We start from the raw sequence: 22,896 nt of genomic DNA on the forward strand, positions 1-22,896 counted from the left end.
ACCGGCGGTGCCGGTGGGCCCTCCTCGTGCGTCAGGGGTCGGTCAGACCGCGATCACGGTGATCAGGGCGATCAGACCGGCCACGGTGGGGGCGATGATCCACCAGCACCAGCGGACCTCGATCGGCCCGGCCGCGTCGGGCCGGGAGGCGTTGCGCTCGGCCATGTCCTGGAGGACGCCGACCACCTGGTCGGACCAGGCCCGGTTCGGGTCCGTGGAGCCCTGGACCCCGGCCCCGGACGGCGTGCCGCCCGCGCCGAAGACCATGCCGAGGCGGGAGCTGTGCGCCTGCCCGCCGCGCTCGCGGGCCCGGGCGGCGCGCTTGCGCTGGCGCAGCGACACCGGCACCGCCCACACCTGGTACTTCTTGCCCTCGGCGAGGAGTTCGACCGAGTACCCGGCGCGCAGCGCGTCCACGGCGGCCCAGGGCGCGGTGATCGTGCGCAGCGGGTTGCGGACGACCAGGCGGCGCTCGTCGGCCCGGACGGCCGGGCGCAGGGTGTAGGCGATCACCGGGAAGGCGAACACCGGGACGGCGGCCAGCGCCACCCAGGGCGTCTTTCCGCTGCCGTTGAGGGCCGCGTCCCCGATCAGCCAGGCCGCGACGGCCAGCAGCAGCACCCCGGAGATCACGCCGGGAACGGAGCGGTACACGCGTTCGGCGTACACGGGCTCCCCATCGGAACCGGCCGGGCCCGGTCGGGGCCCGCCGTGGGATTCGGTCATGTCGACGATTCTGCCCCATGGCCCGGGCGATCCACAGGGGTGACGGTTGGGGTTCCCGGGGCGCGGAGATCTCGGTCCGGCATCGATGCGCAGTGCCTCTGGCGATTGACTACGCGCGTAGATATGCTGGTGTGGTGACTATGTCCACTCTTGCAGCCAATGCCCCCGGCGTCGCGGGCAGCGGTCTCGAGGACGTCGCGGCGTCCGAGGCCTCGCTCCGTCGCTTCCTGCACGGCCTGCCCGGTGTCGACCAGGTCGGCCTGGAGGCGCGTGCCGCCACGCTCGGTACTCGCTCGATCAAGACCACGGCCAAGGCGTACGCCATCGACCTGGCCATCTCGATGATCGACCTGACCACGCTGGAAGGCGCGGACACGGTCGGCAAGGTGCGCGCGCTGTGCACCAAGGGCAGGACCCCCGATCCCACCGACCCGACCACCCCCCGCGTCGCGGCGATCTGTGTCTACCCGGACATGGTCGCCACCGCGAAGGCGGCGCTCCGGGGCACCGACATCCAGGTCGCCTCCGTCGCCACCGCCTTCCCCGCCGGGCGCGCCGCGCTCCCGGTCAAGCTCGCCGACACCGCCGACGCGGTCGCCGCCGGCGCCGACGAGATCGACATGGTGATCGACCGGGGCGCCTTCCTCTCCGGCCGCTACCTGGACGTGTACAACGAGATCGTCGCCGTCAAGGAGGCCTGCCGCCGCCCCGACGGCAGCTACGCCCACCTCAAGGTGATCTTCGAGACCGGCGAGCTGCAGACGTACGACAACGTGCGCCGCGTCTCCTGGCTGGCGATGCTGGCCGGCGCCGACTTCATCAAGACCTCGACCGGCAAGGTCGCCGTCAACGCGACCCCGCCGGTCACCCTGCTGATGCTGGAAGCGGTCCGCGACTTCCGCGCGGCCACCGGCGTCCAGGTCGGCGTGAAGCCCGCCGGCGGGATCAAGACCACCAAGGACGCGATGAAGTACCTGGTGATGGTCAACGAGACCCTCGGCGACGACTGGCTGAGCCCGCACTGGTTCCGCTTCGGCGCCTCCAGCCTGCTCAACGACCTGCTGATGCAGCGCCAGAAGCTGACCACCGGACGGTACTCCGGTCCCGACTACGTGACGGTGGACTGAGAATCATGGCCAAGAACACCAAGAAGACCGAAGCGCCCGCGGCCGCGCCGCAGGCCCCGGCCGAGCCGGCCGGCAAGCCGGCGGGCGGCCTCTTCGGCTACGCCCCGGCCCCCGAGTCGCCCGCCGCGGCCGGCGACATCGCCAGCTCCTACGGCCACTTCATCGGCGGCCAGTTCGTCGACTCCTCCGGCAGCGAGGCGCTGAAGACGGTCAACCCGGCCACCGAGCAGGTGCTCGCCGAGTTCGCCCGGGGCACCGCCGAGGACGTCGACCGCGCGGTCGCCGCCGCCCGGGCCGCCTTCACCGACTGGTCGGCGCTGCCGGGCAGCGAGCGCGCCAAGTACCTGTTCCGGATCGCCCGGATCATCCAGGAGCGCAGCCGCGAGCTGGCCGTGCTGGAGTCGATCGACAACGGCAAGCCGATCCGCGAGACCCGCGACGTCGACCTGCCGCTGGTCGCCGCCCACTTCTTCTACTACGCGGGCTGGGCCGACAAGCTGGACTTCGCCGGCTACGGTCCGAACCCGAAGCCGCTGGGCGTGGCCGGCCAGGTCATCCCGTGGAACTTCCCGCTGCTGATGCTGGCGTGGAAGATCGCCCCGGCGCTGGCCACCGGCAACACGGTCGTGCTGAAGCCGGCCGAGACCACCCCGCTGACCGCGCTGCGCTTCGCCGAGATCTGCCGCCAGGCGGGCCTGCCGAAGGGCGTCGTCAACATCGTCACCGGCGACGGCAGCACGGGTGCGGCGCTCACCGCGCACCCGGACGTCAACAAGGTCGCGTTCACCGGGTCCACCCCGGTCGGCCGGGCGATCGCCAAGCAGGTGGCCGGCACCCGCAAGAAGCTCTCGCTGGAGCTGGGCGGCAAGGCCGCCAACATCGTCTTCGACGACGCGCCGATCGACCAGGCCGTCGAGGGCATCGTCAACGGCATCTTCTTCAACCAGGGCCACGTCTGCTGCGCGGGTTCGCGCCTGCTGGTCCAGGAGTCGGTCCAGGACGAGCTGCTGGACGCGCTGAAGCGCCGGATGGGCACCCTGCGGGTCGGCGACCCGCTGGACAAGAACACCGACATCGGCGCGATCAACTCCGCCGAGCAGCTGGCCCGGATCACCGCGCTGACCGACGCCGGCGAGGCCGAGGGCGCCGAGCGCTGGTCGCCCGCGTGCGAGCTGCCGGGCACCGGCTTCTGGTTCCGGCCGACGCTGTTCACCGGCGTCAGCCAGGCCCACCGGATCGCCCAGGAGGAGATCTTCGGCCCGGTGCTGTCGGTGCTGACCTTCCGCACCCCCGACGAGGCGGTCGCGAAGGCCAACAACACCCCGTACGGCCTCTCCGCCGGCATCTGGACGGAGAAGGGCTCGCGCATCCTCTGGACGGCCAGCAGGCTCCGGGCCGGCGTCGTCTGGGCCAACACCTTCAACAAGTTCGACCCGACCTCGCCGTTCGGCGGCTACAAGGAGTCGGGCTACGGCCGCGAGGGTGGCCGGCACGGTCTGGAGGCCTACCTCGATGTCTGATGTCGTGAGCCGTCTTGATGTCCTCAAGACCTACAAGCTGTACGTCGGCGGGAAGTTCCCGCGCTCCGAGAGCGGGCGGGTGTACGAGGTGACGGACGCCAAGGGCGAGTGGCTGGCCAACGCGCCGCTCGGCACCCGCAAGGACGCCCGCGACGCGGTCGTGGCCGCCCGCGCGGCGGTCAAGGGATGGTCGGGCACCACCGCGTACAACCGCGGCCAGGTGCTGTACCGGGTCGCCGAGATGCTGCAGGGCCGGCGGGAGCAGTTCGCCGCCGAGGTGGCGCTCTCCGAGGGCGTCGGCGCGAAGAAGGCCGCCGCCCTGGTGGACGCCGCGATCGACCGCTGGGTCTGGTACGCGGGCTGGACCGACAAGGTGGCGCAGATCGCGGGCGGCGCCAACCCGGTCGCCGGTCCGTTCTTCAACCTCTCCACCCCGGAGCCGACCGGCGTGGTCGGGATCGTCGCGCCGCAGGCCGGTTACGGTCACTCGCTGCTCGGCCTGGTCTCGGTGATCGCCCCGGCCGTCGCCACGGGCAACACCGTGGTGGTGGCGGCCGCGGCCGACGCGCCGCTGCCCGCGCTGTCCCTGGGCGAGGTGCTGGCCACCTCGGACGTCCCGGGCGGCGTGGTCAACATCCTGTCCGGCCGGACGGCGGACATCGCGCCGACCCTGGCCTCGCACCAGGACGTCAACGCGGTGGACCTGACCGGCGCGATCGCCGCCGACGGTCCCGGCGCGGCGGGCGGGCTGGAGGCCCTGGCCGCGGATACCCTGAAGCGGGTGATCCGGCCGGTACCGGACCCGTTCGCCCAGGACTGGACCAATGCTCCCGGAACGGACCGGCTACTCTCGTTCCTGGAGACGAAGACGGTCTGGCACCCGATGGGTATCTGACCTTCGGCCCCTCGGAGCTGCTACGCTCCGTGACCGCGAGTCGGTGACAACTCCACAGACTGGCCGTCCCCCGTGCCCTCACCCCCCCAGGGCCCGGACGGTCACAGGACGGACCCGCGCCTCTCCCCCCCTGGCGCGGGTCCGTCGTATTTCCCGGGGGCCGTCTTTTCCCGGCCCGTCCTTCCCGGCCCGTCCCTCCCGCGCCGCCGTTCCCGGAGCGGCTTTCCCGGGCCGTCCTTCCCCGGGCCCGTCGACAGGGTTTCGGCATCGGGCCCCGATGCGTCAGACTGGTGTCCCGTGAGTGACTCCCCGCTGAACCCTGTGTCGATAGCCCCTGCCCGGGTGGTCCTGCTCTCCGGGCCCTCCGGCTCCGGGAAGTCCTCGCTCGCCGAGCGCAGCGGCCTGCCCGTGCTCCAGCTCGACGACTTCTACAAGGACGGCGACGACCCCAGCCTGCCCCTGCTGCCCGACGGGGCGGTGGACTGGGACTCCCCGCTGTCCTGGCACCGCGACCAGGCCGTGGCGGCCATCCGCGCCCTGTGCGACACGGGCCGGGCCGAGGTGCCGGTGTACTCGATCCCGGCGAACGGCCGGGTCGACACCAGGGTGCTGGAGCTCGACGGGGCCACCGCGTTCGTCGCCGAGGGCATCTTCGCGGCCGAGATCACGTCCGACTGCGCCGCCGCGGAGCTGCTGGGCGACGCGCTGTGCCTGCGCAACGGCGCCCTCACGACCGCCTGGTGGCGGCTGCGCCGGGACGTCCGCGAGGGCCGCAAGTCGCTGCCCGTGCTGCTGCGGCGCGGCTGGCGGCTGATGCGGGCCGAGCGGGGCATCGTCGGCCGCCAGGTGGCCCTGGGGGCGCGTCCCTGCGCCGGGCCCGAGGCCGAGCGACGGATCCGCGCGGCGGCCCGGGCCGGGGAGCTCTCGGCGGTCTGAACGGCGGCCCGAACGAAGGTCCGGACGGCGGTCGCCCCGCGCGGGCGCGCCGGGCGACGCGGAACGGTCGGAAACGCGGAACGGCGGGCCCGGTGCGTCTCCCCCGCACCGGGCCCGCCGCCTTCCCCGGACGGTCACGGCTCCCCCCTGCGCCGCCGCTCCCCCGAGCCGGCGCCGCCTGGTCCGCATCCGTCCTGCTACCCGTCCCCCGACGGGAGTCCTGTCCCGGTCGCGTTACGCGACCAGCTCGCCGAACGCCCGGATCGTGTCGCCCGAGGTGTTCAGCTGCTCGTCGTCGCGCAGCCGGCGCAGCGCGCGCCAGATGCTGCTCTTGACGGTGCCGACGCTGATGCCGAGCACGTCGGCGATCTCCGGGTCGGTCTTGCCCTCGTAGTACCGGAGCACCAGCATGGTCCGCTGGTTCTCCGGCAGCTTGGCCAGCGCCTGCCAGAGCACGGCGCGCAGCTCGGTGCCGCCCATCGCGTCGGTGTCGCCGACCGTCTCCGGCAGCTCCTCGGTCGGGTACTCGTTGACCTTGCGGCGCCGCCAGGCGGAGATGTGCAGGTTGGTCATGGTGCGGCGGAGGTAGCCCCCCACCGCGGCCTTGTCGGTGATCCGGCCCCAGGCCCGGTAGGTGCTGAAGAGCGCGCTCTGCAGCAGGTCCTCGGCCTCGTAGCGGTCACCGGTGAGGTGGTAGGCGGTGGCGTAGAGGGAGGCGCGGCGCTCACGCACGTACGCGGTGAACTCCGTGATGTGGTCCTCCGCGACCGCCGGGCGCTCCCCCTGCGCCGCGGTGAACGCCGCCCCGCCCGCCGTCTGCCCGGTGGTGCGGGCCGCTGCGGGGTTCAGCCGCAGCAGCGTCGCACCGGCGGCCTCGCGGCCGGCCGACTCCCCCGAGTCGGCCTTCCGCAGGCCCGTTCCCCCGATACCCCGGTTCCCCGCCGGGGTGTCCGTGCCCTCGACGCGGACGGGGAGGATCCCCCGCAGCGTCAAGGTCGCGGCGGAATCGGCCGTGTTCCCCCGGTGGCCGATCCCGTGCAACTCCCCCGTCCTGCCGCCGCCGCTCACCCGGCGGGCGACAGTGCTTCCACCGGTGCTGTGGGCGCATCCCCGTGCGATCACGGCACCGGAGGTCTCCTCCGCCCCGGTCTCGAACCGGCTCCGGTGGGCGGTCGCTGACGAACGCGCGGTCAGGACGGCCGGGTTGGTCCGGGTCTGAAGCGTGGCGTTCATCGTGCGCCCCCTCTGGATCGGTTCGAGCGGTTCCGTTGCCGCCGTCCAGTGGGCCGATTGGCCCGCTGTCCTGCGGCGACATGGAAAATCCTGCCCGCCGGTTGTGATGACGCTGTCCGTCGACTGTCACAGGGCTGTCACAGGGCCGGGGCTTTCGTCCCTGCCACTGTCCCGCCGTTGACGGACGCCGGTAGCGGGCGTTCCGGTTCCCGGCCGCGCGGCGGACGGGGCGGGTGCGGCCGCCGGGCGGACAGTGGGGGGTGATTCGCCGCTCCGGGTGAGCCAGAATGAGGCCGTGCCATTCCTCCTTCTGATCGAGGACGACGACGCCATCCGCACCGGCCTCGAACTCGCCCTCACCCGCCAGGGCCACCGCGTGGCCACCGCCGCGTCCGGCGAGGACGGCCTGAGGCTCTTCAAGGAGCAGCGGCCGGACCTCATCGTGCTGGACGTCATGCTGCCCGGAATCGACGGCTTCGAAGTGTGCCGCCGGATCCGCCGCACCGACCAGTTGCCGATCGTCCTGCTGACGGCCCGGTCCGACGACATCGACGTCGTGGTCGGTCTGGAGTCGGGCGCGGACGACTACGTCGTGAAGCCCGTGCAGCCCCGCGTCCTGGACGCCCGGATCCGGGCCGTGCTGCGGCGCGGCGAACGGGAGAGCTCGGACTCGTCCGTGTACGGGACCGTGGTGATCGACCGGGCGGCCATGACGGTCACCAAGGACGGCGCGGACCTCCAGCTCACCCCGACCGAGCTGCGGCTGCTGCTGGAGCTCAGCCGGCGGCCCGGGCAGGCGCTGTCCCGGCAGCAACTGCTGCGCCTGGTCTGGGAGCACGACTACCTGGGCGACTCCCGACTGGTGGACGCCTGTGTGCAGCGGCTGCGGGCCAAGGTCGAGGACGTGCCCTCGGCGCCGACGCTGATCCGCACGGTGCGCGGGGTCGGCTACCGGCTGGACCCCCCGGCGTGACCGGCCCGGCCCACGTACCCGCCCACCTCCGTCCGGCGCCGGCGATATCCCGCCGCGCGCACTGACGGCCTCCGCAACGACAGGCTCCTGTGACTGACCAACAGACGACGGCCCGGTTCTCCTCCGGCCCGTGGCGCCGGCTGCGCTCGCTGCGCGTGCGGCTGATCGCGGTGTTCGCCGCGGTCGCGCTGACCACCGCCGTCTCGGCGTCCGGCATCGCGTACTGGCTCAACCGCGACGCGGTGCTCAAGCGGGCCCAGGACACCGCGCTCAACGACTTCCGGGTCTCGCTCAGCCGCAACGTGTCGAACCTGCCGCTGAACGCCACCTGCGAGGACCTGAACGCGCTCGCGAGCACCGTCGCCAGCTCCGGCCTCAGTTACGACGTGGTGGTGGCCGATCCGGCGCTGCCGAACTGCGTCGCCTCGTCCAACTCGGCGCAGTACACGATCGCCAGCGTGCCGACCGCGCTGCGGACGGCGGTCGGCAAGCCGCGCGAGCTCACCGAGTCCAACCCGTACACCTACCACCTGTACTGGCAGCGGCAGAACCTCGACGGGCGGCCGTTCGTCATCGGCGGCACCAAGGTGGTGACGACCGGCCCGACCGCGTACATGTTCAAGTCGCTGGAGAACGAGCGGGCGGACCTCAACACGCTCGGCTGGTCGCTGGCGATCGCCACCCTGCTGGCGCTGATCGGCTCGGCGCTGCTGGCGCAGGCCGCGTCGGCGACGGTGCTGCGGCCGGTCAAGCGGCTGGGCGACGCCGCCCGGCGGCTCGGCGAGGGCCACCTGGACACCCGGCTGGAGGTCGAGGGCTCGGACGAACTCGCCGACCTGGCGCGGACCTTCAACCGGACCGCGGAGTCGCTGCACGGACAGGTCGAGGAGCTGAGCGCGCGCGAGGCGCAGAGCCGACGGTTCGTCGCCGACATGTCGCACGAACTGCGCACCCCGCTGACCGCGATGACCGCCGTGACGGACATCCTGGAGGACGAGGCGGAGTCGCTGGACCCGATGATCGAACCGGCCGTGCGGCTGGTGGTCAGCGAGACCCGGCGGCTCTCCGACCTGGTGGAGAACCTCATGGAGGTGACCCGCTTCGACGCGGGCACCGCCAAGCTCGTCGCCGACGAGGTGGACATCGCCGACCTGATCATGTCCTGCATCGACGGCCGGGCCTGGTACGACGCGGTCGAGCTGGACGCCCCGCGCGGCATCCTGGCGGTGGTCGACCCGCGCCGGCTGGACGTCGTCTTCGCCAACCTGATCGGCAACGCGCTCAAGCACGGCGGTTCGCCGGTGCGGGTGCGGGTGCGCGAGGAGGGGGACACGGTGGTCGTCGCGGTGTCGGACAGCGGTCCCGGTATCCCGGAGGACGTGCTGCCGCACGTCTTCGACCGCTTCTACAAGGCCGACAAGGGGCGGGCGCGCTCGGAGGGCAGCGGTCTGGGCCTGTCCATCGCGATGGCCAACGCACAGATCCACGGGGGGTCCATCACGGCCGCGAACGGCGAGGTGGGGGCGGTGTTCACGCTGACCCTGCCGCTGACCCAGCCACCGCCGTCCGACGACACCACCGAGGAGAGTGCCCGGTGACCCGAGGAACGAGCCCGCTGCGGCGCCCGTTCGCCGCCGCCGCGCTGGTGGGGCTGGCCGTGCTGGCCGCCGGCTGCGGCATCCGTCCGACGGCCGTCCCGGTCGACGCGGGCGCGCCGGCCAGCCGGACCGCCTGTCCGACGGTGGCGCGGATACCCACGGCCCCGGCCACGCCGTCCGGGGCGGTCGGCGGGCCGCCGCAGGCCGCCGCGGCGCACGGCACGCCGACGCCCACCGCGCCAACGGCCGCCGCGCCGGTGCCCACCCAGGTGCCCACCACCCCGGTGCGTCCGGCCCCGACGGGCGGCTCGCCGGCCGCGTCGCCCTCGCCCTCGGTGGTGTCGCCCGCCGCTCCGACGGGTCCGGCGGACAACGTGTTCGGCGCGCTGCCGTCGCCCTCCGCCTCGACCACGGCGCCGCCCTGCCGGTAGGCCCTCTCCTTCGGATCACGCCGGGCGGGTTCACCCGGCGGTCACGCCGGGGGCGGGCGCCCGCCCCCGGCGTGCGACGCAAAGTTCGCACCGGGGGTGGAACCGTCGCGCCGCCGGAACACGTCCTTCCTCCCGTGCAGCGAGATGGCACCAGGACACGCGGGGAGCGTGCCGACGTGCGGACCGAGACCGGACGGGCGACGGCCGTCCAGCACCACCGGAGTCGACTACGGGCGGTGGGACGGTTCGGCCTCGCCCTCCACCTGCTGCTGCTGGGCTGGCTGGTGCTGAGACCACTGCCGGTGGCCTGGGTCTACGACGCCAACCTGACGCCACTGGCCTCGCTCCGCTTCTCCTCCGCGGGCCAGCTGCTCGGCGAGCTGCTGCTTCCCGCCCCGCTCGGTGTCCTGCTCCCGCTCGCCGGGGGCCGGCTCGGGACCCCCTGGCTCCCGTCCTTCCTGCGCACCACCGGCGCCTCGGCCCTGCTGGCCACGGCACTGGAGTTCCTCTCCTCGTGGGCGCCCGGGCACGTGCTCAACGTCGACCACATACTGCTCGCCGTCGTCGGCGTCGCGGCCACCCACCTCACCCTGGTCCCCGCCGGCCGGGTGCTGCTCCTGCGGCGCGGCGCGGGCCTGCTCGGCCCGGTCGACCCGGTCGACCGCGCGTCGCAGCCCGGCCAGGACCTGACTCCGGCTCCGGCTCCGGTTCCGGCTCCTGCTCAGGCTCCGATTCCGGCTCCTGCTCAGGCTCCGATTCCGGCTCCGGATCCGGCTCCGGTCCCGGGCAGCGCGCCCACCGTCGCCACGAACCCGCCCAGGCTCGCCGCCGTCCCGTCCGCGCACGCCGGGCGAAAGGCCGAACCGCTGCTCAGCCTCGGCTCGCCGGGCCCCGCCCGGCGGGGCTGATCCCCGCCCGGACCGTGTTCTCGGACGGTGTTCTCGGACCGTCTTGTCAGTCCGCGCGGCGGACCCGGCCGCCGACCTCGACCAGTCCCTCCCCGGGGATCCCGGTGACGAGCTGCGAGCCCAGCCCCTGGGTGATCGTCAGCCCCCGGCCCAGCTCCGCCGTCAGCAGCAGCGCGGCCGCGCCGGTCGCCTCGTCCTCGTCGATGCCGTCGCCCCGGCCGGGGAACGCTCGGGCGCGAACCGTGCCCGCCGCCTCGTCCTGCCAGGCCCAGGCGTAGATCCACTCACCCGGCGGCGGCACCGCCAGCCCGTCGACCTCGGCCGCCGTCGCGTACCGGCGGAGCGTGCGCGGCGGCGCCCAGGCGGCCGGAGCCGCGACCCGGGTGAACTCGCCGTCGTGCCGCACCCCGACCACGCCCGCTGCGGTGACCAGCCGGTCCACGCCCAGCAACCACGCGACGCCGACGCACGGGTGGCCCGCGAACGGGAGGCGCAGGGTCGGGGTCCAGATGTCGATCGCGCCGCTCTCCGGATCGTCGACGAACACCGTCTCGCTGAAGCCGAGCCGCCGGGCGATCGCCTGCCGGTCCGCCTCGGCGGGCACGGCCGCGCCGTCCCGGACGACGCCCAGCGCGTTCCCGTGCGTGCCGTCCGGGCCGCAGAACACGTACAGCACCTCGTGGTCGGCCATGCCTCGGTCACTCCTGTCCGGTCGGGCCCGCGCGGCGCTCGCGCGGGCCATGGGTAGCGCGCCCGTCCGGGCCGTCCGGCTCAGCGCGCGGCAGGGCCGGCGGGACCGGTGGCCGGACCGGCTGCCGGGCCGGTGGCCGGACCCGCCGCGGGCCGGACGGCCGGAGCCGCCCCCGACCTCGGCGCCGGACCGCCCGCCACCGGACGCGGGCCCGCCGCCGGTCCCCCGGCGGGGAGCGGCGTCCGGCCGCCGGCCGGGCGGGTCCGCTGCCGCCGGTGCGCCACCACCAGGGTGCCGAGGCCCATCGCGATCGAGGTGGCGCCGGTGATCGCCATCGGGGTGTTGGTGGACGAGCCGCCGGTCGGGGCGAGGTCCACGGAGGGCACCGGGGGCGCCGCCACGGTCACCGTGACCGCCGGAGCGGGGACGGCCGCCGTGCCCGGCGGCGTCTGGGTGACCTCCGAGACCGGGACGGCCGCCGGTGTGCCGCTCGGGTCCGCGGACGGCGTGACCGCCGCCAGCCCGACCCCGGGCGCGGTGGGGGCGGGCGCCGGCGGTTCGGCGGCCGGGGGCGCGGCCGGGGCGGACGGCGAGCCGCCGGCCTCGGTGGGCGGGGCACTCGGCGCCGCGGACGGGGCGGCCGGAGCCGGGGCGGCCACGGTGATGTCCACCGCCGAGCCGGCGGCGGGAACCCCGGTGCCGGTCCCGGCCGTCGGGAGGCTGTTGCCGGTCGGCAGCAGCGACAGCACCCCGGCCGGGGCGTCCTGGGCGAAGGCCAGCCGCACGTTCAGCGTCCGGGACTCGCCGTCGCGCAGCCGTACCAGCGAGGCTTCCTTGTCGCCCGTGCGCAGCGTCAGGGCCAGCCGCCCGGACCCGCTCTGGCCGCCGTCCACGGCCGGCAGCCACTCGCCGTCGGCCGCCCGGAACTCCAGCCTGACCGCCTCGGCGGAGGGCAGGGCCTTGCCCCGGAAGGTCAGTTCGGGCAGGAAGGCGACGTCCTTGCCGCTGCGGTTGGTGAGCGTCAGCCGGAACGGCTTCGGCTCGCCGCCCGCGGTGAAGGAGCCGGGCACCGCGTCCAGGCCGAGGTAGGGCACGCCGGGCGCGGGGGCGGTCGTCGGCGTCCCGGTGGGGCCGCCCGCGGCGACCGTGAACTCCCGCTGCGGGCTCGCCGCTTCGGTGATCCGGGTCTCCGGCGGCAGGGTCGGGTCGGCGACCGTCGCCGTGAATCCGGCGGTGGCCCGACCGACGGGCGTGTCGACGGCGGCGGCCAGTCGCAGCCGGTACGTCGCGGAGGCACCGGCGGGCAGGCTCAGCCGGGTGGCGAAGGTGTCGAGGTTCCAGGTGGCACCGGTGCCGGCGCCGGGGGCGAGGGCGGCGGGCTTCCACGAAGCCCCGCCGGGGGACTGGTAGCCGAGCGTGAGCTGGTTCTCGCGGATGCCGGCATCGACGTTCGCGACGACGAAGCCGGTGGTGACGTCGACCGCGTGGTCGGCGGAGTTGTGCAGCGTGGCGGTGAACTCGGCCGCCGGACCGCCGGCGGTCAGGGTGCCGGGGAAGCCCGCGACGGTGACCGTCACCGGGCTGCGCCGCTCCTGGGTCCCGACCGGCCCCGGGGTGCCCGCCCCGGCGGGGGCGCCGAGGACCGCGCCGCCGGCACTCCCGGAGCGCGACAGCGCGGCCGCACCGGGGGCGGCGGTCAGGGCCACGCCCGAGACCAGGGTGGCAGCGGCGGCGAGGGCCAGGGATCTGCGGTGCTGAATACGCACGGGGGACCTCTTGGAAGAAAGGCGGGCGAACCCGACGAACCCGGCAGCAGGGCGGTTCCGCCGAGGTGGGAGGCCGCACCGGGACTCTCACCCGGGTCGCTGCTTCGCCCCCCAACCACCAGCGACGGGCGCATCATATCCGAACGCACGGACGCTTCCTGAGCGTTTTTCAAGGGGTGGAAGGGAGGTTCGCCGGGCGGATTCGGCGATGACACCGTGATGAAATCGTGAGGACGAATGTCATCGCACTCCAGTACTGTCCCCACTCGTCCCCCGGCGGCCGCCCGTTCGCGTCCGCCCGATCCCGGCAACAACAGGAACCACTCGTGAACCTCGACTTCGACGTCGACCCGCTCTTCTCCTGGTACGTCGTCCTGCTGGCCTTCAGCGGCATCGCCCTGCTGGTCATCGGTGCCGTCAACGTCGGCGGTCTCAAGGCCGGCTGGCGTGCCCTCAACGTGCTCGTCGGCCTCGGCTTCGCCGGCTACGCGTACTACCTGGCCTTCGTCTTCGAGGGCGGCACCTACGCGATCTTCTTCAAGGCGTTCATCCTGCCGGTGCTGCTGATCATCAACGCGGTGAAGGCCGCGGTCACGCGCTCCCAGGCTCCGGCCGCGCCCGCCGCCCCGGCCGGGGCGCCGTACCAGCCGAACGCGCAGTACCCGCAGCAGGGTGCGCCGTACCCGCCGCAGGGCGGCCAGTACCCGCAGCAGGGTGCGCCGTACCAGCAGCCCTCGCCGTACCAGGCCGCCGCTCCGGCCGCCCCGGCCGCTCCCGCCGCCCCGTACCAGCCGCCGGCCCCGCCGCAGGGCTGATCCCCGCACCGGCCGGCGCCTCTCACCAGGGCGCCGGCCGGTCCGTTTCCTCCTTTCTCGGTCCGCAGCCCTCGCTGCCCGGCGCGCCAGTCACCGGCCCCGCCCCTGCGCTCTCCCCACCGGCCAGCCCCCTTCCTCCGCCCACCCCGCCCATCGCGGCCCACACCCTCGCCACCCCGCGCCAGCCACCGGCCCGCCACGGCGGTCTCACTACCAGCCAGCACCCTCCCTCTCCTCTCGGCCCGCACTACGCTGCGCGGTGCGGGCGGGATCGGGCGGCCGGGCGTCGGTCGCCGACGGCAGAGGGGTGTTCGGACCGTGGAGACGTACGACCTGGTGATCGTGGGCGGCGGGCCCGCGGGCTGTGCGGCGGCGGTGATGGCGGCGAGCGTCGGGCTGCGGTCGGCCCTGGTCGAGCGGCGCGAGCCCGGCGCCACCCTGCGGCGGGTCCCGGCGGTGAGCAATGTGCTCGGCTTCGCGACCGGCACCGCCTTCGCGGACGCCGTCGCGGCGGACGTCCGGCGGGTCGCCGACTCCTGCGACCTCCTGCTCGGCACCCCGGCGACGGAGCTGCACGCCGACGACGAAGGCGTGACCGTCCACCTCGCTGACGCAGAGACCGCCGTACGCGGCCGGTACGCGATCGTCGCCACCGGCGTCCGCGCGGCCCGGCCTGAAGAGGCTGCCTGGCTCACCTCCGCCGTGGACACGCCGCCACCGATCTGGGAGGCGGACGCCGCACTCCTGGCCGGCCGCCGCACCCTCGTCCTCGGCGCCGACCGCCCCCTCGGCACCCTGTTGCGCGCCCACCCCGACGCCCCGCTCGACTTGGTGGTCCCGCACCCGCCCGGCGACGCCTACAAGGCCGAGGAGGTCGAGGGCGATCCGCGGGTCACCCTGCTGCAGACCGAGGCCCTGGAACTCCACCGCTCCCCCGAGGGCCAGGTCGTGGCGGGCGAGTTGGGCACCTTCGCGCCCGGCCTGGTCTTCGTGAATCTGGGCGTCCGCCCCGCCGCTCTCCCCGGCACGATGGTCCGGGGCGAGGACGGCTACTGCCCACCCGACCGCCAGCACCCCAGGATTCTCACCGCCGGAGACCTGCGTTCCGCCCGCGGCCAACGCATCATGACCGCCACCGGCTCCGGCGCCGATGCTGCGCTGAAGGTCTACTACGCGCTGCGTTTGGGCGGTTGAGCGTGCAGTCGCCGTGGAGCAGGAAGTCGACGAGGCCGACTTCCTGCTCCACGCAGCTCTCCGGGCAACTGTCAGCGCTGAGTGAAGTCGTCCGCTTCGTACCTGTCGACAGCGAGGAAGTCCGGCGCTCCGGGCGACGAGGCCGAGTCGGACGCGAACACACCCGCCGTGTAACTGTCGCCCAACGCGACCCAGTCGGGCTGCTTGGGCGCCGGGGCGGACACCGGATCGGGCGTGTGGAGGACCGCCTGGCCGTTCACCCAGGCGAATCGAGCCGCGTACACCCCACCGGAACCGTTCACGACGGGAAGCTCGGACGGGACGTACTTCCCCTCGCCCACGACGATCACGGCCACGCCGTCGCGGTACTCGATCGACAGGGTCGCGGCATCCTCGGGCTTGACCTCGGATGCCGGGACCAGTGCCGCTTCCGTGGGCGCCGTTGCTGCGGGGCTGGGAGTCAGACCGAGGCTTGCCATCTGCTCCGGTGACATCTGCACCTTCGCGGGTCCCTTGGAGTTGGGCGTCTCGGGCATGACTGTCTCCTCACCGGCCGGCTAGCTACCGACGCGCGAAGGACCTTCCCATAACCGAAAGTCACCAAACGGTCACTACTTCGACGGCCTGTCCGGCGGACCGGGCCGCGCACTCCGAAACCTCGTAGGCACGCCGGCCTCTCGAGCTTGGATCAGGCAAAGAACACATGCGAAGCGGGCGGTCGCGGACGATTGTCCGCGACCGCCCGCTTCACAGTGCGACCAGGAAGAACTCCGGGGCCGGACCGATCACGCGAGGTGGTCGAACTCACCTTCCTTGACTGCCAGCAGGAAGGAGCGGAGCTTCTCTGCATCGACGGCCAGAACGACGCCCGGATCGTCGGACTCCCTCAGGTGACGGAGCCCCGGCGCGCCGGTGGCGAGTTCAACGCAGCTGCCGCCCTCGTTGGAGCCGCTGAACGATGACTTCTGCCAACGGATTTCTGCCATCGGGCGCCCTTCACGTCTGGAGCAGGTAGAGGAGATGTCGGATGAGCCCGCACGAGTCACGCGAGGACGAGAGCGCGAGAGGCGAACGGCCAGTGTCGACCGGAGGCAACGCAAGGTCGCTCAGCTGATCGAACGTCCTGCGGTAGGTCGCGATCGAGTACCGGTCGCCAAGATACTCGGCGCGGCTCGGGTGATCCACAACAACGGTGGAGAGATCCTCCGACCCGGGATCCAGCAGCAGGAACTGGCCTGTGTGCGGGGGCTTCTTCAATGCCGCGAACGGCAGGACCTGGATGGTCACATTGGGCAGCTCGGCCACCTCCAGCAGGTGCGTCAGCTGCGCCCTCATCACCGCGTCCCCCGGGAAGCGCAGGCGGAGCGCCGTTTCGTGAATGACGAACCGGAACTGCCTCCGCGGCAGATCGTTCAGGATGCGCTGCCGATTCATGCGGAAGTCGATCTCGGCCTCCGCATCGAACTTCCCGTCCCGATGAGCGCCTTCGTAGATCGCTTCGGCATATGCGGGCAACTGCAGGAGGCCGGGCAGGTAGAACGTCTCGTAGTTGTCGACCAGCGCCGCACTGTCCTCCGCCTCGGCCAGGTCGAGCGCAAGCAATGGAACCCGGTCGGCAAACTCCGACCACCACCCCTTGCCTGTTCGCCGCCCCATGTCGGCGAGCTTGGCCCGGTAAACAGGATCCTCGCAGCCGTAGGCGTCGAGCCAGATCCCCAGCCGCTCCTGATTGAGGCCGGTTCGCCCCGCCTCCGTGTGGCTGACGGCCGGGCTTCTCATGCCCACCAGCGCGCCCGCCTCCGGGGCCGACAAACCCGCCGCCGTCCGGAGACGCTGCAACTCCTCGCCGAAGCGGCGTTGCCGCTGACTGATCTCTCCCCTGAGCCCCACGGCGTTCCTTCCCTCTCCCCACAGTGTTCCGCATCGGCTGGCGTCGCCACTACCGGCCAGGCATCACCCACACGGGTCAACATTGCTCTTTTGGTTGCAACGATATGACCCGGCAACCTAGCCTCAGTGTTGCACCGATCACATGACGGGGCGTCAATGTCACATGTTTTCAGGCATGCAGACGCGCTCCGCTCTTCCCTCCCCATGCTCTGGAGGCCCCCATGTGCGCTCTCGTTCCGCCCGACTGGTCCGTCGTCCGCCACGAGCTGCGCAGGCTCCTCACCTCGGCCGACTGGCCGCCGGACACCGTCCACACCGCCGAACTCGCCCTGCATGAGCTGTTCGTGAATGCCTGGAAGCACGCCGCTACCCCGGCGCCGCACGTCATCGTGTCCCTCTGCCCCAGCACCCTGCGCGTGTCCGTGTGCGACGACAGCCCGGTACTCCCCGAACCCCGCACTCCCGCCGACCCCTACGCCGTCTCCGGCCGGGGCCTCCACCTGGTCGAGGCACTCACCGACCGCTTCGGCGCCACCAGCAACAAGCACGGCAAGGTCGTCTGGTTCGAACTGGAGGCCGCCGCGTGAACATCCCGCTCGAATCGCACGACCCCTACCTCCGCACCTACACCGGGCCCGAGGTCACCGCCCTCCTCGGCGAACTCCACGAACGGGGCAAGCCCTTCGGCATCCAGTGGGGCTCCGCCGCCGTCAACGGCAGCACCATCGACGGCCGCCTCCTCGTCGACTTCGGCGACACCTCCGTCGCCACCCTCCTCAACCTCCTCACGCTCCTCCGCGAAACGGGCCGACCCGCGTGAACTTCCTCATCGGCGCCGCCTTCGCCGTCCTCCTCGCCCTCGCCTTCGCCACCGTCGTCACGGGCGTCATCACCGCCCTGAAGGTGCACGGCGAGGACGAGGAGACCCGCCCCGGCCACTGACTCACTCCGGCCATTGCATCCTTGCTACTGCTCCGCCGCCCCCGCTCGGGGCACCGCCGGGCCGCGGAAGGCCAGGGGGCGGCTCAGGACCAGGTTCGTCGTCGTGCTCCCGAACTGGGCCAGCTCGTCGACGATCTCCTCCAGGTGCCCCATCGAGGTGGTCGCGATCTTCAGCGAGTAGCAGTCGTCCCCGGTCGTGCGCAGGCACTCCAGGATCTCCGAGCGCTCCTCCAGCAACCGCCGCAGCGGCTCGTGCCGGGCCGCCGGCCCGGGGTACTTCAGCCGGACGACCGCCATCACGGGGTAGCCGGTGCGGTCCAGGTCCACCTCCGCCCGGTAGCCGGTTATCACCCCCGCCGTCTCCAGCCGTCGCACCCGCTCCGTCGTGGCCGACGCGCTGAGGTTCACCCTCCGCGCCAGCTCGGCGAACGCGATCCGCCCGTCCTCCTGGAGCTCGGCCAGGATCGCCCAGTCCGTCGCGTCAAGAATCTCGGTCATGAGCCCAGATTGCCGGTGATTCCACGGCGGAACAACCCCTCAACCGGGGGATGCCCCTTCAGTCAATCCACCTCCCGTCCCTAGGCTTTCGGGTGTGAAGATCGGAGTCAACGTCCCCAACTTCGGCCCCGGCACCGACCCGGCGGCCCTGCTCACCTGGGCCAGGACCGTCGAGGGCCTGGGCTTCGACCTGCTGATGGTGTCGGACCACGTCGCCATCACCCCCGACGTCGCCGTGCGCTACCCCGGCCCGTTCTACGAACCGTTCACCGCCCTCGCCTGGCTCGCCGCCCACACCGAGCGGGTACGGCTCGGCACCACCGTCCTCATCGCCCCCTACCGGCACCCGCTCCTCACCGCCCGGATGGCCGCCAACCTCGACGCGCTGAGCGGGCACCGCCTCGTCCTCGGCGTCGGAATCGGCTGGGCGCAGCAGGAGTTCGCCGCCCTCGACGTCCCGTTCGAGCAGCGCGGCCGCCTCACCGACGAGCACCTGCGCCGGCTGCGCGCCGCCTGGGCGGACACCGCCGACTACGGCACCCGCCGCATCCCGCTCTGGGTCGGCGGCAACAGCGACGCGGGCCTGCGCCGCGCCGTCCGCCTCGGTAACGCCTGGCACCCGCTGCGCCCGACCACGCCGTGGCTGTGCGAGGCCGCACCCCGGCTGCGGGCGTACGCGGAGGAACAGGGGCTCCCCGTCCCGGCGTTCGCGCCCCGGATCGCCCTCAGGCTCACGCCCGGGCCGGTCTCCGGACCGCAGCGCCTCGCGGGCGAGGGCAGCATCGAGCAGATCAGCGCCGACCTCGCCCGGCTCCGGCTGCTGGGCGCCGACACCGTCGTCCTCGACCCCTACCACGGCGACCCGGAGCAGACCCGCGACCCGGGACCGGCCTTCGAGGCCCTCGCCGCCGTGGCCGAACTGCCGCACCTGCGGGCCGCCTTCGACCCCGCGCCGACCCGAACGGAACAGCCGTCATGACGCTCACCTCCGCCGACCGCACCCTGCTCCGCCGCGCCATCGCCCTCGCCGCCGAGGCCCGCACCCACGGCGACCCGCCGTTCGGCTCGCTGCTGGCGGCCCCGGACGGCTCCGTGCTGGCCGAGGAGCGCAACACCACCCGCACCGACCGGGACCTCACCGCGCACCCCGAGCTGAAGCTGGCCCGGTGGGCCGGACGGGAGTTGGACCTCGCCACCGCCTCCCGGACCACCCTCTACACCAGCTGCGAGCCCTGCCCGATGTGCGCGGCCGCGCTCCGGCAGGCCGGCCTCGGCCGGGTCGTCTTCGCCCTCTCCGGCGAGCAGTTGCTGGGGATCCGGCCGGGGAACGGCCTCCCGCCCGTGCCGCAGGAGGGACCGGCGCTGTTCGACGAGGTCCGGGCCGCCGTCGAGCCGTACTACCGCTGAGCCGGCGGATCGCGGGGGCCGGGGCCGCTGCCCGGCCGGAGCCCCCGCGGCCCGTCTTCCACCCCCGGGCGGTTGCCCCTGCCCCAGGGGCAGGCCCCAGAGTGGAGCCGTGCACGAGGACTTGATCACCATCGGGGAGCTGTCCGCCCGGACCAGGCTCAGCCCCAAGGCGCTGCGCCTGTACGGGGACCGGGGGCTGCTGGCGCCCGCCCGGGTCGACCCGGACACCGGGATCCGCCGCTACGGCCTCGCCCAGGTCGAACGGGCGCGCCGGATCGCGCTGCTGCGCGCCGTCGGCATGCCGCTGGCGCGGATCGCGGCGGTGCTCGACGCGGACGCCGACACCGCCCCGCAGCTCCTGGACGCCTACTGGCGGGAGCAGGAGTCCTCGCACCTGGCCCGCCGGGAGGCGGTGGGCTACGCCCGGGCAGTGCTGACCGGAAGGGGTTCCACCATGTACCGGATCGCGGAGCGCGAGGTGCCGGAGCAGAAGGTGCTGTGCCTGCGCGGCCGGGTGACGGCCGCCGGTCTCGTCGAATTCATCGGCGGGGCGAGCGAGTCGCTCCTCGCCCACCTCGGGTCGACGGGCGCCTGTCTGTCCGGACCGATCTTCACCGTCTTCCACGGCCATGTGAGCGAGGAGTCCGACGGCCCGGTCGAGGTGTGCGCGCCGACGCTGAACACCGTCGAACCGGCCGGCCGGATCGCGGTGCGGATCCACCCCGCGCACCGCGAGGCCTACACCGAACTGACGGCGCGGACGAGGGACTTCGCGGCGATGGCGACCGTCCACGACGCCGTCGGCGCCTGGGTCGCGGAGCAGGGGTACGAGCGCTGCGGCGGCAACCGTGAGGTGTACTACCCGAACTTCATGACCGCCGAGCCGCACGAGCACACCTCGGACGTCACCGTCCCGTTCCGTCCCCGCGGCTAGCCGCCGCCCCGCGCCGCCGGTTCCCGTTCCCCGCCCCCGTCAATCTCCGGGGCGACCCTGAGCGGAACCCCGAGAGCGACTACTGCCCACCGATGACGCAGGTCAGGGACAGGATCGCCTTGCGGGCGGAGGAATCGGGCGGCGCGAGGACGGAGCATGGAGGTACGCCAGCCGGAGGGACCGGTCACCGGCGCCACCAGAGCAACGGAGTTCACCATGAGCCGCCTCGCCCGCCCCCGCCACAACCGCGTCATCGCCGGCGTCTGCGCCGGGATCGCGGAGCGCTTCGGACTCACCCCGTGGACCGTCCGGATCATCTTCCTGGTCTCCTGCCTGCTGCCCGGCCCGCAGTTCCTGATCTACCTGGCGCTCTGGCTGCTGCTCCCCCAGGAGGCGTGACGCCGGAGCCCGGGCACACCGGGACAGCGCGCCGGGCACACCGGACACCGCACCGAGGCACCCGCAGAACGGCCGGAAGGGGCCGCCCGCTCCCGTCGAGGAGTGGGCGGCCCCTTCCGGCCGTGCGGAGCCGGGGCGGGATCAGCCGCCGAGGCCCGGGAGCGGGAGGGTCTGGGTGAGACCGCCCAGCGGGGTCTTGTCGAGGCCCGGGACGCTGGGCACGCCGGCCCGGTTGCCGGCGGCCGGGGCGGCGGCCTGGCCCGCGCTGGGGGCGAGGGTGCCGAGCGTGCCGCTGACCTTGTCGGCGACCGGCAGCTTGCCCGCGGCGTCGGTGACGGCGTTGGTGGCCGCCGGGTTGGTCAGCAGGGAGGTCGGGAGCCCTAGGCCACCGGTGGCGGCCGCGGGGGCGGCGGAGGCGGCGCCGGCGCCGACCGCGGCGATGGCGATGCCGAGCGCGGCGGTGCCGGCGGCCTTGAGAGTGGCCTGCTTCATCTGGTTAGTCCCCTTGGGTCCTCGTCGGTGGCCGACCCGCGCGACTGGCGCAACGGGGGCCCGTCCACCACAGCCGGTCAGCAATGACTGGCACACCGTAGTGATTGGGTCGCACGAGGATCAACGGCGGTTCACCCACCCGAGGGAGTAGTCGGATGAACGCCAATTTCCTTGGCGGAAAAGGTCGTTCATCCGACCACCGGGAGGCGGTTCAGGCGCCGTTGCTGAACAGCCACTCCGCCTTGAGCTCGGCGTAGCCCGGCTTGATCACGTCGTTGATCATCGCGAGCCGCTCGTCGAACGGCAGGAACGCCGACTTCATCGCGTTCACGGTGAACCACTCCATGTCGCCCAGCGTGTAGCCGAAGGCCTCCACCAGGTGCCCGAACTCGCGGCTCATGCTGGTGCCGCTCATCAGCCGGTTGTCGGTGTTCACGGTGACCCGGAACTTCAGCCGGCTGAGCAGCCCGATCGGGTGCTCGGCGTACGAGGTGGCGGCGGCCGTCTGGAGGTTGGAGGTGGGGCACATCTCCAGCGGGATGCGCTTGTCGCGCACGTACGCGGCGAGGCGGCCCAGCTTGACGGTGCCGTCCTCCTCGACCGTGATGTCGTCGACGATCCGCACGCCGTGGCCGAGGCGGTCGGCGCCGCAGCACTGCAGGGCCTCCCAGATCGACGGCAGACCGAAGGCCTCGCCCGCGTGGATGGTGAAGTGGTTGTTCTCGCCCTTGAGGTAGTCGAAGGCGGCCTGGTGGCGGGTGGGGGGGTAGCCCGCCTCGGCACCGGCGATGTCGAAGCCGACGACGCCGCCCTCGCGGTGGCGGTTGGCCAGCTCGGCGATCTCCTGCGAGCGGGCGGCGTGCCGCATCGCGGTGATCAGGGTGCCGATCCGGATCCGGTGGCCGGCCGCGCGGGCGTTGGCCTCGCCGAGGCGGAAGCCCTCCTGGACGGCCTCGACGACCTCGTCGAGGGTCAGGCCGCGCTCCAGGTGCTGCTCGGGGGCGTAGCGCACCTCGGCGTAGACGACGCCGTCGGCGGCGAGGTCCTCGGCGCAGTCGGCGGCGACCTTGATCAGCGCCTCACGGGTCTGCATCACGGCGCAGGTGTGGGCGAAGGTCTCCAGGTAGCGGACCAGCGAGCCGGAGTCCGCGGCCTCGCGGAACCACTCGCCGAGCTCCTTGGCGTCGGTGGTGGGGAGGCCCTCGTAGCCGACGGCGGCGGCCAGCTCGACCACGGTCTCGGGGCGCAGGCCGCCGTCGAGGTGGTCGTGCAGGAGCACCTTCGGGGCGCGGGCGATCTGGTCGGGGGTGGGAATCCGGGGGCCGGTGCCCGCGGTGGTGACGGGGATCTGCTTCTCCATTGCGGGAGTGTAGCTCCTACGCGCGTAGACAGGCCACCGTTCACAGGGCCGAATCGTCCAATGTCCACCGGGAATTCCCCCGAACGGACGATTCGGGTCATCTGCCCGCAGGACGCCCGTCCCGACCGGCCCGTCCCCTCGACCGAACGCCGTGCCGCCGC

Annotated in this window: 27 protein-coding genes; 17 read left to right on the forward strand and 10 right to left on the reverse strand. The window is 73.3% G+C overall.

Annotated elements, in window-relative coordinates; genetic code table 11:
* Nucleotides 1–42: 42 nt before the first annotated feature.
* Entirely contained in the window at nt 43–726 is a 684-nt protein-coding gene (locus ACW14Y_RS17120) for a PH domain-containing protein (RefSeq protein WP_380309656.1), read from the reverse strand.
* Between the two features lie 140 nt (nt 727–866).
* On the opposite strand from ACW14Y_RS17120, the gene deoC reads away from it, so the two are divergent.
* The 4 genes from deoC to ACW14Y_RS17140 all read left to right on the forward strand — a co-directional run bounded on the left by deoC (nt 867) and on the right by ACW14Y_RS17140 (nt 5,204).
* Entirely contained in the window at nt 867–1,853 is a 987-nt protein-coding gene (deoC, locus tag ACW14Y_RS17125) for a deoxyribose-phosphate aldolase (protein ID WP_030393421.1), read from the forward strand.
* A 5-nt stretch (nt 1,854–1,858) separates the two neighbouring features.
* Nucleotides 1,859–3,373, forward strand: a complete 1,515-nt coding sequence (locus ACW14Y_RS17130) for an aldehyde dehydrogenase family protein (protein ID WP_030393420.1) — start codon at nt 1,859–1,861, stop codon at nt 3,371–3,373.
* Nucleotides 3,366–4,268: an aldehyde dehydrogenase family protein gene (locus ACW14Y_RS17135; protein ID WP_380309654.1), complete on the forward strand. Its 903-nt coding sequence runs from the start codon at nt 3,366–3,368 to the stop codon at nt 4,266–4,268. Before ACW14Y_RS17130 ends, ACW14Y_RS17135 begins: the two co-directional genes overlap by 8 nt.
* A 297-nt stretch (nt 4,269–4,565) precedes the next feature.
* Nucleotides 4,566–5,204: an ATP-binding protein gene (locus ACW14Y_RS17140; protein ID WP_380309652.1), complete on the forward strand. Its 639-nt coding sequence runs from the start codon at nt 4,566–4,568 to the stop codon at nt 5,202–5,204.
* A 234-nt stretch (nt 5,205–5,438) separates the two neighbouring features.
* Here the strand turns inward: ACW14Y_RS17140 and ACW14Y_RS17145 are convergent, their stop codons facing one another.
* Nucleotides 5,439–6,131, reverse strand: a complete 693-nt coding sequence (locus ACW14Y_RS17145; protein WP_380309663.1) for a SigE family RNA polymerase sigma factor — start codon at nt 6,129–6,131, stop codon at nt 5,439–5,441.
* Nucleotides 6,132–6,732: 601 nt separating this feature from the next.
* Here ACW14Y_RS17145 and ACW14Y_RS17150 point away from each other — a divergent pair.
* From ACW14Y_RS17150 to ACW14Y_RS17165, 4 genes are all read left to right on the forward strand, one after another.
* On the forward strand, nt 6,733–7,410 hold the full coding sequence (locus ACW14Y_RS17150) for a response regulator transcription factor (protein ID WP_045938110.1): 678 nt from the start codon (nt 6,733–6,735) through the stop codon (nt 7,408–7,410).
* Nucleotides 7,411–7,499: 89 nt separating this feature from the next.
* A complete protein-coding gene (locus tag ACW14Y_RS17155; protein ID WP_380309650.1) occupies nt 7,500–9,008 on the forward strand; it encodes an ATP-binding protein in 1,509 nt (502 codons plus the stop codon).
* A complete protein-coding gene (locus ACW14Y_RS17160; protein WP_456987486.1) occupies nt 9,005–9,439 on the forward strand; it encodes a hypothetical protein in 435 nt (144 codons plus the stop codon). Before ACW14Y_RS17155 ends, ACW14Y_RS17160 begins: the two co-directional genes overlap by 4 nt.
* 236 nt (nt 9,440–9,675) lie before the next feature.
* Nucleotides 9,676–10,347: a VanZ family protein gene (locus tag ACW14Y_RS17165; protein ID WP_456987488.1), complete on the forward strand. Its 672-nt coding sequence runs from the start codon at nt 9,676–9,678 to the stop codon at nt 10,345–10,347.
* A 46-nt stretch (nt 10,348–10,393) separates the two neighbouring features.
* On the opposite strand, the gene ACW14Y_RS17170 is transcribed toward ACW14Y_RS17165, so the two are convergent.
* Together ACW14Y_RS17170 and ACW14Y_RS17175 are read right to left on the reverse strand one after the other, a co-directional pair.
* A complete protein-coding gene (locus tag ACW14Y_RS17170) occupies nt 10,394–11,038 on the reverse strand; it encodes a PhzF family phenazine biosynthesis protein (protein WP_456987490.1) in 645 nt (214 codons plus the stop codon).
* 80 nt (nt 11,039–11,118) lie between these two features.
* Nucleotides 11,119–12,804, reverse strand: a complete 1,686-nt coding sequence (locus tag ACW14Y_RS17175; RefSeq protein ID WP_456987492.1) for a hypothetical protein — start codon at nt 12,802–12,804, stop codon at nt 11,119–11,121.
* Nucleotides 12,805–13,130: 326 nt separating this feature from the next.
* Here ACW14Y_RS17175 and ACW14Y_RS17180 point away from each other — a divergent pair, with 326 nt between their 5' ends.
* Together ACW14Y_RS17180 and ACW14Y_RS17185 are read left to right on the forward strand one after the other, a co-directional pair.
* A complete protein-coding gene (locus ACW14Y_RS17180; protein ID WP_456987494.1) occupies nt 13,131–13,619 on the forward strand; it encodes a hypothetical protein in 489 nt (162 codons plus the stop codon).
* Between the two features lie 318 nt (nt 13,620–13,937).
* On the forward strand, nt 13,938–14,813 hold the full coding sequence (locus ACW14Y_RS17185) for an FAD-dependent oxidoreductase (RefSeq protein ID WP_380311725.1): 876 nt from the start codon (nt 13,938–13,940) through the stop codon (nt 14,811–14,813).
* Between the two features lie 71 nt (nt 14,814–14,884).
* Here ACW14Y_RS17185 and ACW14Y_RS17190 read toward each other — a convergent pair whose 3' ends face one another.
* The 3 genes from ACW14Y_RS17190 to ACW14Y_RS17200 form a co-directional block, all read right to left on the reverse strand.
* Nucleotides 14,885–15,349, reverse strand: coding sequence for a hypothetical protein (locus ACW14Y_RS17190; RefSeq protein ID WP_380311727.1), 465 nt, complete (start codon nt 15,347–15,349; stop codon nt 14,885–14,887).
* 249 nt (nt 15,350–15,598) lie between these two features.
* On the reverse strand, nt 15,599–15,799 hold the full coding sequence (locus ACW14Y_RS17195) for a DUF397 domain-containing protein (protein ID WP_375981504.1): 201 nt from the start codon (nt 15,797–15,799) through the stop codon (nt 15,599–15,601).
* Between the two features lie 10 nt (nt 15,800–15,809).
* On the reverse strand, nt 15,810–16,703 hold the full coding sequence (locus ACW14Y_RS17200) for a helix-turn-helix domain-containing protein (protein WP_380311730.1): 894 nt from the start codon (nt 16,701–16,703) through the stop codon (nt 15,810–15,812).
* A gap of 221 nt (nt 16,704–16,924) precedes the next feature.
* On the opposite strand from ACW14Y_RS17200, the gene ACW14Y_RS17205 reads away from it, so the two are divergent.
* Genes ACW14Y_RS17205 through ACW14Y_RS17215 form a run of 3 tightly spaced genes read left to right on the forward strand, consistent with a single transcriptional unit; the run spans nt 16,925 to nt 17,645 of the window.
* A complete protein-coding gene (locus ACW14Y_RS17205) occupies nt 16,925–17,290 on the forward strand; it encodes an ATP-binding protein (RefSeq protein ID WP_380311732.1) in 366 nt (121 codons plus the stop codon).
* Nucleotides 17,287–17,523, forward strand: coding sequence for a hypothetical protein (locus tag ACW14Y_RS17210; protein ID WP_380311734.1), 237 nt, complete (start codon nt 17,287–17,289; stop codon nt 17,521–17,523). Before ACW14Y_RS17205 ends, ACW14Y_RS17210 begins: the two co-directional genes overlap by 4 nt.
* On the forward strand, nt 17,520–17,645 hold the full coding sequence (locus ACW14Y_RS17215; RefSeq protein ID WP_380437789.1) for a hypothetical protein: 126 nt from the start codon (nt 17,520–17,522) through the stop codon (nt 17,643–17,645). Before ACW14Y_RS17210 ends, ACW14Y_RS17215 begins: the two co-directional genes overlap by 4 nt.
* Nucleotides 17,646–17,669: 24 nt before the next feature.
* On the opposite strand, the gene ACW14Y_RS17220 is transcribed toward ACW14Y_RS17215, so the two are convergent.
* Entirely contained in the window at nt 17,670–18,143 is a 474-nt protein-coding gene (locus tag ACW14Y_RS17220) for an Lrp/AsnC family transcriptional regulator (protein WP_380311736.1), read from the reverse strand.
* 94 nt (nt 18,144–18,237) lie between these two features.
* Here ACW14Y_RS17220 and ACW14Y_RS17225 point away from each other — a divergent pair, with 94 nt between their 5' ends.
* The 4 genes from ACW14Y_RS17225 to ACW14Y_RS17240 all read left to right on the forward strand — a co-directional run bounded on the left by ACW14Y_RS17225 (nt 18,238) and on the right by ACW14Y_RS17240 (nt 20,883).
* The gene (locus ACW14Y_RS17225; protein WP_456987499.1) at nt 18,238–19,122 is read left to right on the forward strand and encodes an LLM class flavin-dependent oxidoreductase; all 885 of its coding nucleotides are present in this window, start codon (nt 18,238–18,240) and stop codon (nt 19,120–19,122) included.
* On the forward strand, nt 19,119–19,550 hold the full coding sequence (locus ACW14Y_RS17230; protein ID WP_456987501.1) for a nucleoside deaminase: 432 nt from the start codon (nt 19,119–19,121) through the stop codon (nt 19,548–19,550). The genes ACW14Y_RS17225 and ACW14Y_RS17230 overlap by 4 nt, the downstream gene beginning before the upstream one ends.
* Nucleotides 19,551–19,659: 109 nt before the next feature.
* A complete protein-coding gene (locus ACW14Y_RS17235) occupies nt 19,660–20,484 on the forward strand; it encodes a MerR family transcriptional regulator (protein ID WP_456987503.1) in 825 nt (274 codons plus the stop codon).
* A gap of 216 nt (nt 20,485–20,700) precedes the next feature.
* Complete coding sequence (locus ACW14Y_RS17240) at nt 20,701–20,883, forward strand: PspC domain-containing protein (RefSeq protein ID WP_030393399.1); 183 nt, start codon at nt 20,701–20,703, stop codon at nt 20,881–20,883.
* A gap of 141 nt (nt 20,884–21,024) precedes the next feature.
* On the opposite strand, the gene ACW14Y_RS17245 is transcribed toward ACW14Y_RS17240, so the two are convergent.
* Complete coding sequence (locus tag ACW14Y_RS17245; protein WP_266269818.1) at nt 21,025–21,375, reverse strand: ATP-binding protein; 351 nt, start codon at nt 21,373–21,375, stop codon at nt 21,025–21,027.
* A 211-nt stretch (nt 21,376–21,586) separates the two neighbouring features.
* Nucleotides 21,587–22,735 (reverse strand): adenosine deaminase, encoded by a 1,149-nt coding sequence (locus ACW14Y_RS17250; RefSeq protein ID WP_051755241.1) that lies wholly within the window; start codon nt 22,733–22,735, stop codon nt 21,587–21,589.
* Nucleotides 22,736–22,896: the final 161 nt, after the last annotated feature.

The sequence above is a fragment of the Kitasatospora sp. cg17-2 genome (assembly GCF_054031055.1).